This is a genomic window from Litorivivens sp. (genome assembly GCF_041624475.1).
Lineage (GTDB): Bacteria > Pseudomonadota > Gammaproteobacteria > Pseudomonadales > Spongiibacteraceae > Litorivivens.
On record NZ_JBFJUX010000001.1, the window covers coordinates 82297 to 95240 of the forward strand.

12 protein-coding genes are annotated in these 12944 nt (G+C 56.4%); 6 read left to right on the forward strand and 6 right to left on the reverse strand.

What is annotated here, in order from left to right:
- Nucleotides 1–29 precede the first annotated feature (29 nt).
- The gene (locus tag ABY734_RS00385; RefSeq protein ID WP_372776968.1) at nt 30–1808 is read left to right on the forward strand and encodes a bifunctional diguanylate cyclase/phosphodiesterase; all 1779 of its coding nucleotides are present in this window, start codon (nt 30–32) and stop codon (nt 1806–1808) included.
- 5 nt (nt 1809–1813) lie between these two features.
- Here ABY734_RS00385 and ABY734_RS00390 read toward each other — a convergent pair whose 3' ends face one another.
- A complete protein-coding gene (locus tag ABY734_RS00390) occupies nt 1814–3748 on the reverse strand; it encodes a flavin-containing monooxygenase (protein WP_372776969.1) in 1935 nt (644 codons plus the stop codon).
- 100 nt (nt 3749–3848) lie between these two features.
- Here ABY734_RS00390 and ABY734_RS00395 point away from each other — a divergent pair, with 100 nt between their 5' ends.
- Nucleotides 3849–4688, forward strand: coding sequence for a M24 family metallopeptidase (locus ABY734_RS00395; RefSeq protein WP_372776970.1), 840 nt, complete (start codon nt 3849–3851; stop codon nt 4686–4688).
- A 1-nt stretch (nt 4689) separates the two neighbouring features.
- On the opposite strand, the gene ABY734_RS00400 is transcribed toward ABY734_RS00395, so the two are convergent.
- The gene (locus tag ABY734_RS00400) at nt 4690–4890 is read right to left on the reverse strand and encodes a hypothetical protein (protein WP_372776972.1); all 201 of its coding nucleotides are present in this window, start codon (nt 4888–4890) and stop codon (nt 4690–4692) included.
- Nucleotides 4891–4972: 82 nt separating this feature from the next.
- On the opposite strand from ABY734_RS00400, the gene ABY734_RS00405 reads away from it, so the two are divergent.
- Nucleotides 4973–6229 (forward strand): dicarboxylate/amino acid:cation symporter, encoded by a 1257-nt coding sequence (locus tag ABY734_RS00405; RefSeq protein WP_372776973.1) that lies wholly within the window; start codon nt 4973–4975, stop codon nt 6227–6229.
- Nucleotides 6226–6798, forward strand: a complete 573-nt coding sequence (locus tag ABY734_RS00410; RefSeq protein WP_372776974.1) for an NUDIX domain-containing protein — start codon at nt 6226–6228, stop codon at nt 6796–6798. The genes ABY734_RS00405 and ABY734_RS00410 overlap by 4 nt, the downstream gene beginning before the upstream one ends.
- A gap of 25 nt (nt 6799–6823) precedes the next feature.
- On the opposite strand, the gene ABY734_RS00415 is transcribed toward ABY734_RS00410, so the two are convergent.
- Nucleotides 6824–7384 carry an NnrU family protein gene (locus ABY734_RS00415; RefSeq protein ID WP_372776975.1) on the reverse strand — a complete coding sequence of 187 codons (561 nt, stop codon included), beginning with the start codon at nt 7382–7384 and terminating at the stop codon, nt 6824–6826.
- A gap of 147 nt (nt 7385–7531) precedes the next feature.
- Here ABY734_RS00415 and ABY734_RS00420 point away from each other — a divergent pair, with 147 nt between their 5' ends.
- Entirely contained in the window at nt 7532–8611 is a 1080-nt protein-coding gene (locus ABY734_RS00420) for a phosphotransferase family protein (protein WP_372776976.1), read from the forward strand.
- A gap of 62 nt (nt 8612–8673) precedes the next feature.
- On the opposite strand, the gene ABY734_RS00425 is transcribed toward ABY734_RS00420, so the two are convergent.
- Together ABY734_RS00425 and ABY734_RS00430 are read right to left on the reverse strand one after the other, a co-directional pair.
- Nucleotides 8674–9480, reverse strand: coding sequence for a DUF547 domain-containing protein (locus ABY734_RS00425; RefSeq protein WP_372776977.1), 807 nt, complete (start codon nt 9478–9480; stop codon nt 8674–8676).
- Nucleotides 9481–9519: 39 nt separating this feature from the next.
- Nucleotides 9520–11811 (reverse strand): TonB-dependent receptor, encoded by a 2292-nt coding sequence (locus ABY734_RS00430; protein ID WP_372776978.1) that lies wholly within the window; start codon nt 11809–11811, stop codon nt 9520–9522.
- 136 nt (nt 11812–11947) lie between these two features.
- On the opposite strand from ABY734_RS00430, the gene ABY734_RS00435 reads away from it, so the two are divergent.
- Complete coding sequence (locus ABY734_RS00435; protein WP_372776979.1) at nt 11948–12238, forward strand: hypothetical protein; 291 nt, start codon at nt 11948–11950, stop codon at nt 12236–12238.
- Nucleotides 12239–12241: 3 nt separating this feature from the next.
- Here the strand turns inward: ABY734_RS00435 and ABY734_RS00440 are convergent, their stop codons facing one another.
- The gene (locus ABY734_RS00440; RefSeq protein ID WP_372776980.1) at nt 12242–12925 is read right to left on the reverse strand and encodes a methyltransferase; all 684 of its coding nucleotides are present in this window, start codon (nt 12923–12925) and stop codon (nt 12242–12244) included.
- Nucleotides 12926–12944 lie beyond the last annotated feature (19 nt).

Consider the following 12944-nt stretch of genomic DNA (forward strand, 5'->3'; position numbering starts at 1 on the left):
CCCCAAGCTATAAGAGCGCCTGTTTAATTATGTTAGATCGTGACAGCCAACAGCAGATTCTGGATATTCTTCGCAACGGGCTGCTGAGCACTGTTTTCCAGCCCATTGTCGACCTGCGCAGCCGCGACTTTCTTGGGGTCGAAGCGCTGACCCGCGGCCCGGAAGGAAGCCCGCTCCATAGCCCTGTTGAGCTTTTTCCAACGGCTGAGCGCGTCGGCATGATACGCGAAGTTGAACTCTCCGCTCTGGAAACCGCGGCAGAGGCTTTTCGCAAGCTCAATCTACCGGCAAAAATTTTCGTCAATATCAGCCCCATGAGTCTGGTGTCGGCTAACGCGGTTATTATTGCCCGAGATGTTCTGCAACGTACCGGGCTGAGCGCTGAAAGTGTTGTTCTAGAGTTGTCGGAGCAGTATCAAACCGACGATTACTCGGCTCTCGTTGCAGCGCTTGAGGCCTTCAAGCAGGAGGGTTTTGGTATCGCCGTTGATGACCTGGGAGCCGGTTATGCCGGCTTGAAAACCTGGTCACAATTGCAGCCTGACTTCGTCAAAATTGATCGTCACTTTATTTCAGGTATTGATAACGATCCCATCAAGCACGAGTTTGTTCGCTCCATCCTTACCATGGCGCAGGAGATAAAATCTCGCGTTATCGCAGAAGGCGTGGAAACCTTTGAAGAGCTTCAGGTGCTGCGGGAGCTCGGCGTTCGCTACGTGCAGGGTTATCTACTGGGCAGGCCCAGTACGAGCCCTACAATCACCGATAACATTCACCGATTGGCCGATCGGCCAGCCATGCGCGAGCGCGCTTTGGCAAATCGAAAAGTGATTGGCGCATTGGCTCAGGACTTCCCTTCAATTGATGTCCATACGCGGCTGGAAGATGTGGTCAGATTGTTCAAAGCCCAAGCGGGCATCAGCAGTTTGCCAGTCCTGCATCACAACACGCCAACCGGAATCATCAGCCGACAACAGGCGCTGGAAATTTTCTCCGAGCGCTTTGGACCCGAACTGCACGGCCGCAAACCCGTCGTTCAGTTTATGAATGACAAACCTATTGTGGTGGAATTCAACACCCCGCTCGAGGACGTCAGCTATCTGTTAACCGAAGATGTACAACAGGACTTGATTCAAGATCTGATTATCGCCCAGCAGGGGCGCTATCGGGGTATCGCAAAAACCTCGGCCCTGCTGCGCGCCATCACCGACCAGCAAATCAGCAGTGCTCGCCACGCCAACCCCTTAACCCAGCTGCCGGGCAATGTGCCGATCAACGAGCGCGCGCAGACTCTGATCAATACCCGGGATGAGTTCTGGGTGGCCTATTGCGATCTGAACGACTTCAAAGCCTTCAACGATGTCTACGGTTACGCGCTGGGCGACAAAGCTATCCTGCTGCTGGCCAATCTGCTCAGTGAAACGGTGGATTGCGACCTGGATTTTGTCGGCCACATCGGCGGCGATGATTTTATTCTGCTTATGCGCAGTGAGGCGGCACCGGAGCTGTGCGCTACCATGTGTTCGCGATTCGAAGCCCAGGTGCGTCAGCTTTACGACCCCGTCGCCCTGAGCAATCGCGGCATCTGGTCACCGGACCGCCAAGGACGGCAGAGCTTTTTTCCGCTGATGAGCCTGTCGATAGGCCTGGTCAAACCCAGACTTTCTACTGGACTGCGCGCTGACGATGTCAGCGCACTGGCCAGTGAGGCGAAGAAAGAGGCCAAACGCTTACCGGGTGGCGGGGTCTATGTCTCGGACGCGCGATTTCCCGAAGTCGCCTCGCACTATCTGCGCGCCACCGCCTGACCTGTCTACAAAAACTGATAGTCGTCCGGGTTAACCGAGCGGGTCCACTCCCAGAAATCACGCAGGCGCCAGGGCGAGAGCACTGTCACTTTGCCCGCGTCGTTTTGATACCAGCTGTGTTTCACCGTCGGGTGAGACCAGACCATCTCTGAGAGCTCCTTTTGCAGGCGCTGCTGGTAGCCCTCGTGCACGTCCGGTTTCACATCCATGGCCTGCCGCCCTTCGGCGATCAGCGTTTTCAGCGCTGAGAGTGTGTAGCGCACTTCGCATTCGGAGTTGAAAATAAGGCTGCCACCAAAGGCCAGATTGGTGCCCGGGCCATAAAGGCAAAACAGGTTGGGGAAATTCGGCACGGTAATGCCGAGATAGGCCTCCGGCTCCTCACCCCACTGCTCACGCAATGTTTGTCCATTGCGGCCGATAATCTCCATGGGCCAGAGAAAGCGGTTAGCGTAAAAACCGGTTGCGTAAACGATGATGTCCGCTTCAAACAGATTGCCGTTGTTATCCACCACGCCATTTTCGGTGATCTCGCGGATGCCGTCAGTATGCAATTCCACCTGCGGTTTTTTCAGCGCGGTCAGCCAGCTGCCATTGTCCTGCAGGGTGCGCTTGGCCAGCGGCACGTAGTCGGGGATAACCTTGGCCAATAGTTCTTCATCATCGCCCACTTGCTGCTTCATCCAGTCCGTGAAGACTTCGCGCACCATCTCGTTCATTTCATTGATGGATTTATCCTGGTGCGGCCAGTCCGGGTCAATTTTCAGGCTGGGCAGCAGGCCGTCGCAGGCCGGCCAGAACAGCAGAAAGCGATACCAGCGCGAGTAGAAGGGCAGTTTTTTCATACACCACTGGGCGCCGCTTTCAACCTTGCGGTGGTAGTCGACATTGGGAAACATCCAGGGCGCCGAGCGCTGATACACTTTCAGTTCGGCAACATCGTCGGCAATGGTTGGCACTAACTGAAAGGCGCTGGCGCCGGTGCCGATTACCGCAACACGTTTGCCTTTGTAATCCACATCAGAGCGCCACTGGGCAGAGTGCATGGCGATGCCGCTAAAACTATCTCTGCCTTTGATATCCGGCAACTTCGGTCGGTTCAGCTGTCCCACCGCACTGATCAGCGCCTGGGTTGCGTGGCGCTGTTCCGCGCCATGTTTATCCCGGGTAGTGACCTGCCACTGGTTTTTATCTTCATCGTACTCCGCCTTCACCACTTCCGTGTTAAAGCGGAAATGCTCGCGAAGATCGAAGCGATCCAGGCAGTCTTCAAAGTATTTCTGCAGTTCCGGTTGCTGGGCAAAATATTCGGTCCAGTCGTGGTTGGGCGCAAAGGAATAGCAGTAAAAATGATTGCCCACATCCACCCGGCAACCGGGATAGCGGTTTTCATACCAGGTGCCGCCTACGCCGGCATTTTTTTCAATAACGGTAAACGAAATACCGGCCTCTTTCAGTCGAATGCCCGCCAGCACACCGGACATACCACCACCGACAACCGTCACATGAAAATCGGCACGCTGCTCGGCGGGAATCTCACTCCAGTCAATTTGCCGGGCATCACCGTCCAGCTCCATTTCTTCGAGCATCATCGGTACATAGTCGGCGGGGACTTCCTCGGCGACCAGAAAGCTCATCATGCGGCGGATCGTTTCGTGATCATCGATGCGCACTGGCTGGCAGCCGTTGTCCCGATAGCGCTTGATAACCTCAAGTGCCTGCTCCCGAATTGCAGCCTTGTCTTCTTCCGACATATAGCCCTGCACTTCGTTGAGGTAGACCCCCATGGGGCGAATGGAGCCATCCAGCAGTGCGGTGTCGCCGCTCATATGGATCATCGATAGCATCAGGGTGGGAATCGACGCGTCCTTCAGCGCCTCGGCAATAAAGTTGTCGTCTTCGGTAATCCGCTCGGGAGCCGGGGCCAGCGCTTGCGTCATTGAGAGCCTCCTGTCAGTTTGTTATTCGATCAAGCATACTCAGACGCAGCAAGCGGCGAAATTACAGCTGCGTTATTTTGATTGTGAAGAGGGCGCGCACATGCTGATAAAAACCCGGCGATTCTCTGCCCGTCAGTTACAGCGCTTTCGGGATTTGCAGCATCTGTCCTTTGATATCCTCGAAGACACTGCCTCCCGACTGCGCGCCGGTGATACCGAAAAGGCTATTGCCCACACGCTGGTCAAACGCTATCGCAAAGCCGGCGCCGATTCCTTTTTTCATTTACCGGTAGTGCTGTTTGGCGAGCGCACCGCCCTGCCCGGCGACTGGTCGCTGGGGCATTTCTTCCCCAAAAATCGAGCGCTGGTCGAAGGTGACAGTGTCATTCTCGACGCCGCGCCGCTGTTTTCAGGCTACATGGTCGATACTTCTTACAGCACCTGTTTTGGCGACAGGGCGGACCATAACGCCATGATGCGCCACCTGGCCCAGTACCGCGACAGCGTGCCCGCGGCGCTAAATCGTGGCGAACATTTTCAGGCCATTGCCGACAATGTAGCCAGCACCATGCGTGCGGCAGGCTATGAGCCTGTGCACACCAAGCATCCGGGTGAGGTGCTCGGGCACCGAGCGATAAAAACGCCGCGCCTGCCCATACCACTGCGAATGCAGGGCTTTGACGCGGTCAGCCTGAGCTGGTTCAAACTGAAGGACAGTCTCGCCACTAAGGGTATCGGCCGGCGCAGCCCGCTGTGGAACAGCTCAAAAGCGTCCGATCACGGCGCCCACGATGGCTTGTGGCTGGTGGAACCCCACGCCGGCGCCGACGGGGTTGGCGCCAAGTGGGAGGAAATCCTAGTGGTCGAGAACGGGCAGGCGCGCTGGCTCGACGACGACCCGCCCCATGTTCGCCAGTGGCAGGCACTGGGCCCTGCGTAAGCTACTGGCCACCAAAGTCAGCGGGCTTGTTCCGATCCCGCGGCCAGTCCGAAAAGGCGAGGAAAAACAGAAAGCCGATATTTATCAGGGGCAGCATTACCAACAGCGACAGCCAGCCGGAGTAGCCCGCCTTCTCGCAGATTTTCCAGAAGGGAACTACGATCAACAGTAGGGTCAGTAAGATACCCAGATTAATTTCCATTAAACTCTCCCTGAGTTGTGCGGTGGCGTCCGCGCGCCGTGAACGTTAAAGTGTAGTGTCGAGGCATATTGTTGAAAATACTATGAAAAAAGTCGCGCTTCACTGGCAGATTGCCATCGCTATTGTTCTCGCCGTGGTTATCGGCTCCATCACCGGCGCAGAGGCCGGAATCGGCAGCCTTACCTTCTACGCCGTCTACGCCTTTCTAGGCACGCTGTTTCTCAATGCCCTGAAGATGATCATTGTGCCACTGGTCACAGCCTCGATCATCAGCGGCATCGCCAATATTCGCGACGGCGAAGGCCTGGGTAAGCTGGGTGGCAAGACCGTGCTGTTCTATATGATGAGCAGTCTGCTGGCCATTCTGGTCGGCCTGATGATGGTCAACCTGCTACAGCCGGGTACCGGCTCCGATCTCGCCGCCGGCCTCACCGGCGACAGCTCGGTTGAAGAAGTGCTCACCAAGGTAGAAGGCAAAAGCACGGCCGATGTGGTGGATGTGTTTATCCGCATGGTGCCGCCCAATATTGTTGCCGCCGCCGCCGAAGGTCAGATGCTGGGGCTGATTTTTTTCAGTTTGCTGTTTGGTTATTTTCTGTCTCAAAGCGTATCGAAACAGACCGATACGGTGCGCGAGTTTTTCACCGGGCTGATGGATATCATGACCCTGATCACCCTGTGGGTGATGAAATTTGCCCCCCTCGGGGTATTCGGTCTGGTTGCCAAAACTGTCGCCGATACCGGCTTTGCCAGCTTTAAACCGGTGCTAGTGTTCTTTTTTACAGTCGTGATCGCACTCGCCATACACGCCTTTATCACCATGCCGCTGCTACTTAAATTCCTCGGCCGCATTAACCCCGCCAAGCACTATCAGGCCATGTCACCGGCCATGCTCACGGCGTTTTCAACGGCGTCCAGCTCGGCCACCCTGCCCATTACCATGGAGTGCATGGAAGAAGCCGGCATCAGCCAGCGGGTGCGCGGCTTCGTGCTGCCCCTCGGCGCCACGGTGAATATGGATGGCACCGCACTTTACGAATGCGTCGCCGCCATCTTTATCGCACAGGCCTTTGGCATTGAGCTGAACTTTGTGCAGCAGTTCACCATCGTGATGGTGGCCCTGCTGACCTCGATCGGCGTGGCCGGCATTCCCGCCGCCAGCCTGGTGGCGATCTCGATAATCCTCGGCGTAATCGGCCTGCCGCTGGAAGGCATTGGCCTGCTGATGATTACCGACCGCGTGCTGGATATGATGCGCACTGCGGTTAACGTATTCAGCGACAGTTGCGCGACGGTGATCATTGCGCGCAGCGAAGGCGAACAAACCAAGCTGGTATGAAATACTGCCCGGAGTGCGGTGTAGCCCTTACTGAACAGAGTATTCAGGGGCGCGGCGAGGCCGTGCGCTGCGCCGCCGGGCATTTGAGTTATCCCCCCGGCCCCAAGATTCTGGTGGCGGCCTTTGTCAGTTGCGGCGACAAACTGCTGTGGATGAAGCGCGGCAATCCGCCGCGCGCCGGTCACTGGGCCATTCCCGCCGGTTTTATGGAAAGCGGCGAAACCCTGCGCGAAGCCGTAGCGCGCGAGCTGTGGGAGGAAACCTGCATCCGCCTGCCCGCCGAGGCCTTCACGCCTTACATGATAGGTTCAATCAATTTTATCAGTGAAGTGTATATTGGCATGCGCGCCACGGTGACCACGGAAGACTGCGCCTGTGGTGACGAGGCCATCGATGTGGGCTTTTTCCGGGAAGAAGAAATCGACTGGGATGAAGTCGCCTACCCCAGCGCCAATGCGGCGGTAAAAACCGCCTACCGGGAAGCGCGCAGCAAGCGCTTTGGTGTCTACCACGGCAACTTCACCCGCGAGCTCGATCAGCTCGAACTGGTCTGGCAGCCGGAAAACTAATCACCGCAGCGAAGGCTTCAGTCCTCTAAATCAAAGAAACTCCAGCCAGCCACGGATGCCCATAGAGCAGCCCTGCAAATACCGCCAGACCCACCACCGCCGACACCGCGGTTTTTCCCGCACCAACCGGAGCCGGCTTAACCCAGTCGCCTGCATGAGCATTAATCAGCGGAATTTCCGCCAGCGCCCACAGGGCCAGACCACCAAACAGCAAGATCGATCGGGGGTCGCTGTTGACCAGCAGGTGGGCTACCGACCAGATCACCACGCTGAGCAACTGGGGGTGGCGCAGGAACTGTTTGATATCGGTAGGCGCGTTGGCCGCGACAAACAGGCAGGCCGCCAGCGCCATCAGTGCCAGGCTAACCGGTCGGGCCCAATCAAAAGACCACAAGGCCCCGCCCGCGCCCATCTTCTGCCAACCCTGCACCAGCAGCACAATGGCACCCACCATCAGCAACGAAAACAGGCCCTGGTAGGGCCACTTGCCCAAGGTGTCGATAAGTCGCTGACGCGGCGCGGGCAGCAGGCGAATCGAAAAATGAACTGCCGCCCACAGCAGTAATCCGGCTATCAATAAGTGCATGATCAGGCTCTCGTTATTATTGGTGCTCCCACCTTAGCCGAAGGGCGTAGAAAGCTAAATATTCATTCACTATACGGTCGTAGAGTTTGTTGCTAAGCTCCGCCCAACACCCTTTAAATAACAACAGCGACGGACGAGGAGACTCCCGTGGAAAACGAACGCCCCACGCCACTGGTTGAAGACATTGACGGTACCCGCAAAAAGCTCGAGCAGTGGTTTGCCCGAAAACTGCAGTCCGACGGGCCGGTCCGCATTCCGGAGCTGAAAATCCCCGAAACCACTGGCATGTCCAATGTCACCCTGCTGTTTGATATCGAATACGAAAAAGATGGCAAGACACACCAAGAAGGATGTGTAGGCCGACTGCAGCCCGAGATCGAAAGGCCGGTATTTCCCGAGTACGACCTGTCGATTCAGTACAAAGCCATGGATATTGTCGGCAGCAAGACCAATGTACCGGCGCCGGGCCTGCTGGGGCTGGAGTTGGACACCTCGCTGCTGGGAACCGGCTTTTACATTATGAAAAAATCCGAGGGTCGGGTGCCCCCGGATATGCCTCCCTACAGCATGGACGGCTGGATGCTGAACGAGATAGGCCCACAAGAGCGGGAAAGCCTGTGGAACGCCGGTATCGACACCATGGCCAACCTGCACCGTCAGTGTCGCGACTACAAAGCCCTCGGTTTTGAGTTTCTGGAGCGGCCTGAACTCGGCGCAAACCCGCTGCAACAACAACTCGCCTACTGGGAGAACTACGGCAAGTGGGCCATGGAAGGTCGGCCCCACCCGATCTGCGACCCAGTGATGCAATGGCTTAAAGAAAACCAGCCCAAAAAGGAAGAGTTCGGTTTGTGCTGGGGCGACTCGCGTATCGGCAACATGCTGTTTGCCGAAGACTGCAAAAGCGTTACCGCCGTCCTCGACTGGGAGATGATCACCCTCGGCAACCCGTTGCAGGACCTGGCCTGGTGGAACTACCTGGATTACTTCTTTTCGGACGGTCTCGGCATTCCCCGCATGGAAGGCCTGCCCAGTTATGAAGACACGGTCGCGCGCTGGGAAAAGGCTTCAGGCTTCAGCGGCGAGCACTACAAATACTATTGGATATATGCCGGCCTGCGCTATGGCTACATAATGAGCCGCATCATGGTCGCGCAGCATCAGGAAGACCAGATCATTGAAAATTTTGCGACGACGGTCTTACAGAAAGTGATGCAGGATATTTAAAGACCACTGTTTCATCTAACACTCTGTCATCTCAATGACAGAGTGTTAGAGTTGCTCCCTGCTCAATACGTATAAGCCCGATAATTCTCAATCTGCATCGTCCAGTCGTAATCCAGATACTTTATCTTCGGATCCTTGTCCTGAGGGATTATTCCGTACTTTTTCAGTATCGCGCGCTGGTCATCGTGGGAGCCAAAATCGGCCTTGAACCAGCTCATTAAAACCGGCGCATAAACCCGATTGTCGTCCGGCAAATATTCCACATGGAGCTGCAGATAATCCTTACTGCTGTCATCCAGCTGCCGATCTACCCAACGTGTTTGGTAGGCCACCACCGGCGGGCAACTTTTTGCCCCGCAATTCAGCGCAAAGTGAATGCGGTAGTCCACTTCGTTTACCGCAAATTTGCGGATAAAAGGTTTGCGCAGACTCAGGTTACGGATGAAACCCAGTGACAACACAACCGCCCCGCGACGCAATACGCCGTGCTCAATATCTTCCATGCTGACCGTGTAGCCGGCGATTGCGATCTGCTCCTTGCCGAAAAAATCGCTGCGATCTTCCTGATACAGCGTGGGGTCCGTTTTGAGAAAGTACTGGGTATAGCCATTATAGATATTGATCCAGAAGGTCAGCTGTTTCTGCTGAGTATCAAGCGCTTTATCCAGCGCATCCGGATCAAGCTTTTCGAAGAGTTCAAGATGTCTGTCAACCGGCAGATCGTGGATAACGCGATCAACAAAATTTGCTGACAACACATCCACCGGTTGTGCCGCCAGTGTCGCCTGATCGAGTTCAACGGTGCGTGGCAAGGCCATCAGCGTGCTCCAACAGAACAGGGCGATAAAACCCAGCGCCAAACGTTTCATAATTTCTTGCTCCTGTTGTCGTAATCGACAACGTCATTTCTAAAAGCGAAAACCAAGTTCTGCCGACAAGCTTTTCGGCGGAAAGACTCCCACAAAATGCGCGCCGACAATGGCGATATCTCCCGCCTCACGGCGCACGACTTCATCGGTCAGATTGCGTCCGACGACCCGAAAATTCCAGCGCCCGGCCGGGCTGCTCAAGCCGGCAAAAGCACTGTAGCGAATAAAGTCCGGCTGACTGTCGATCGGGTCGAGATCCACATTCAAAAACTGTTCACTGGCACCCTCGGCGACAAGGCCCAGCGCAAAGGGCAATTCAAAGGTCGGCAACAAACCCTGAAAACCCAGCTGCACACTGCCGGAGTATTTCGGCGCCCGCTGCAATACCTCACCGCTGAGGTCCTGACTGTCTTGATCGGAGTCGGCACGCGCGGGCGCATTGTCGTAGTCCTCATACTCCGCGTCGAGATAACCCAGAGACAGACCGATGGAAAAACCCCAGCTCGACTGCCAGCGGGAAGAGAGCTCCAGGCCTTGAATTTCTGCGCGAGCGGCGTTACCTACAAAAAACTCGGTGCCGTCGAGCGCGGCAACCTGCAGATTCTTGAAATCACTTCGGAAAACGCCGAGCTCACCACTGAAGCCGTTGATCGGACTGAGACGCAAACCCAGCTCGTAGGTGGTTGAGTTTTCCTCATCAAATTCGGCGCGCTCCGGCACCGCGGCCAGATTGTTAAAGCCACCGGATTTGAAGCCCCGGGCTACTGTTATATAACTACTTAACTGTGGCGCAATATCCGTGAGCAGCGAAAGGCGCGGTGAAAAGTCATATTCACGACGCGTGGCGCTGAGCTGGTATTCTTCCTCACCCAGTGCCTGGCCAAGGAGCGGGCCACTGCCGCCGAAAAATTCAATGCCCAAATCCCCCTCTTTGGTTTCTTCGGTATAGCGACCGTCGAAACGCAGCGTCCAGATATCCCAAAAATCCCATCGAACTGAACTGAAGGCCGACAAGGTCTCCTGGCGCTGCACGAGGCGATGGCGGCTGGTGCCTGTAGCCGCCATGTCCGGGTCGGGCGCTGCCGGCGTGGTCGCCAAAAGCGCACTGAGGTCTGTAATCACCGAGCCGGAACCCGCCCCAATGACATTGTCCGCCAGCGGCGCCAGCACCGCGCCCAGCCCTGTTTCAAAAGCATTGATATCCGCCAGCAAGTCCAGATCGGACTGGAAGTAATAGAGCCCGCTGCTGACATCCCCCCAGCCGAAGAGTTTGTCAAAACGCAGTTCTGCGCTTTGCTGGCGATAGCGCTCGTCCGAAGGGAAGGTCAGAAAAGGAACCGGGCTGATATCCACATCGAAATCCGCCACCGTATCCTGGCGGGAGCGACTGCCAAGAAAGCGCAGCCGGCCCACATCCAGCTCCCATTCGGCGCTTAAGATCAGGTCGCGCCCTTCGATCTTTGCGCCGGAATTGCGGTTGTCGGTGTGAGTTCGGTTGTCGGTGATATCGGCTGAGGTTTCCGGGTCAAACTGTCGATACAACGTCAGCGTCTCCTCATTGGCCTGGCTCAATTCAAAACTGTCACCGCGCTGCCGGATATCGGCCCGCTGAACACTCAAGCCATAGCGCTGATTGTCCGTCGGCGTCCAGGCGAGCTTGATGCGGCCGCTGCGCCCCGGGCGCGAAAGATCGGTGCGCTGCTGCGTGGTATTGAACAGAAAGCCATCCTCGTCGACATCGGCCACCGCCACCCGGGCGGCAAAACTGTCACTGAGTGCACCGGAGAGTGCCGCGCGACGGCGCTGGCGACCATCGCTGCCGCGTTGATACTCGGCGTAACCTTCCGGTTCCCAGGTCACTGGCGCGGTTTGTACATTGACGGCGCCGGCGACCGTATTCTTGCCCAGTACAGCGCCCTGCGGCCCACGCAGTATCTCCACCTGTTGCACATCCAGAAAATCAAACAGGGCCACCTGGGGGCGCCCCAGGAAGACCCCGTCCACAAAGAAGCCGACCGACTGCTCAGCGCTGCGCACGCTACCCGTGCCCAACCCGCGGACAAAAAGGAAAGTGTTGGTGGGGGTAATCGCCAACTGGGCGTTGGGCAGGCGGTCCGACAAGGCCTCCAGATCGGTGATATCGGTCTCCCGCAGCTCGAGATCGGCGGTTATTGTCACCGAGATTGGCGTATCCGCCAGCGTATCGCCACTGCGGGTGGCCGAAACCACCACTTCTTCAAGGGCTGGTGCTGCGGACGACTCTGCGCCAGCTGCACCATTAGTAAGCAACAGCAGCAAAGACATGCCAAGCAGGGAAAAATTAAACCGCAAGTTGGTGACCCATTCGTGAAAAGTAACCGTATTACGAAGACTACAGGCACTTGGATGCCCTATAGTGGTTAGCGTTACAGCCGACGGAAGTTTTGTTGGCAGAGCTATAGAGCCACCCGTCCCGCAGGAAGTGAGCGTGAGCGCCAAAATTCGGTATTACATACAGCTGAGCATCGCCTGGGTACTGGTCATCGCCGGCACCCTGATCCTGTTTTCGCCCTTTCCTCTGGGGGCGCTAACCCTCACCCTGGGCCTGACGCTGCTGATCTACACCAGCGAGCCCTTCCAGCAGAAACTGCACGACTACCGGCGCAGCCACCACGGCATCAATCAACGGCTCGTGCAGATGGAAGACAAACTGGAACGGCGGCTGCGGATTATCAGCCACACCCTGCAGAAGACCCGGCCGCAGGTCCATGACGAGTAAGTCTCACTCCGCCGCCTGATCAGGCTTGTCTGGCTCCCCGCGCACAAAGCTCAGAATATGCCCCTTGAAGGCTTTTTCCAGATAATCGGTATGCGGCGGTTTATGTTGCGCCGCGGTAAATCCGAAGTTTTCCATCCGCTGTTTAAGTTTGTTCTTTCGGCCGCGGCCCGGATCAACAATAATCACTTCACAGTGCGCTTTGGCGTGGCGGTCAATAAACCTTGCCAATAGATCGACGTGTGCATCTTCATACAGTAAATCGCTGCCAATAATCACATCAAACAACCCCAGGCTGTCGTCGCAGTTAACCCAGTCGGACTGCTCGAAGGGAATGGCTCTGTCGTTATTGAGCTTGGCATTGCGCTGTAAAAACCCATTCACTTCCGGGTGATAATCAGTGGCCGTAATGTCGGCCTGTTGTTTATTCAGCAACAGGCTGGACAGACCAATGCCACAACCCACTTCCAGTATGCGTTTGGTGCCGGTCTCAAAATCCGCCATGAAATGGGCGAGCACCAGGCTCGACGGCCACAGCACGCCAAACAGCGGCCAGGACGCCGAGCTGATACCGAGGTTTTCGGCAATGTTTTCAGGGTCGTGGAATTCCTGTGTATTGCGCAGCGTACACAGATGGATATCGGTTTTTCCAAACTCGACGGTTTGGTAACTCAGACGGAGTTCTGTCATGCGCTGGCCTCATACGGAG

What these genes read in the sequence shown, in the direction of transcription:
- ABY734_RS00390 (WP_372776969.1), bottom strand. Translation starts at nt 3,748, where the DNA reads ATGACGCAAGCGCTGGCCCCGGCTCCCGAGCGGATTACCGAAGACGAC.
- ABY734_RS00425 (WP_372776977.1), bottom strand. Translation starts at nt 9,480, where the DNA reads ATGAAACGTTTGGCGCTGGGTTTTATCGCCCTGTTCTGTTGGAGCACG.
- ABY734_RS00405 (WP_372776973.1), top strand. Translation starts at nt 4,973, where the DNA reads ATGAAAAAAGTCGCGCTTCACTGGCAGATTGCCATCGCTATTGTTCTC.
- ABY734_RS00440 (WP_372776980.1), bottom strand. Translation starts at nt 12,925, where the DNA reads ATGACAGAACTCCGTCTGAGTTACCAAACCGTCGAGTTTGGAAAAACC.
- ABY734_RS00410 (WP_372776974.1), top strand. Translation starts at nt 6,226, where the DNA reads ATGAAATACTGCCCGGAGTGCGGTGTAGCCCTTACTGAACAGAGTATT.
- ABY734_RS00395 (WP_372776970.1), top strand. Translation starts at nt 3,849, where the DNA reads ATGCTGATAAAAACCCGGCGATTCTCTGCCCGTCAGTTACAGCGCTTT.
- ABY734_RS00415 (WP_372776975.1), bottom strand. Translation starts at nt 7,384, where the DNA reads ATGCACTTATTGATAGCCGGATTACTGCTGTGGGCGGCAGTTCATTTT.
- ABY734_RS00400 (WP_372776972.1), bottom strand. Translation starts at nt 4,890, where the DNA reads ATGGAAATTAATCTGGGTATCTTACTGACCCTACTGTTGATCGTAGTT.
- ABY734_RS00385 (WP_372776968.1), top strand. Translation starts at nt 30, where the DNA reads ATGTTAGATCGTGACAGCCAACAGCAGATTCTGGATATTCTTCGCAAC.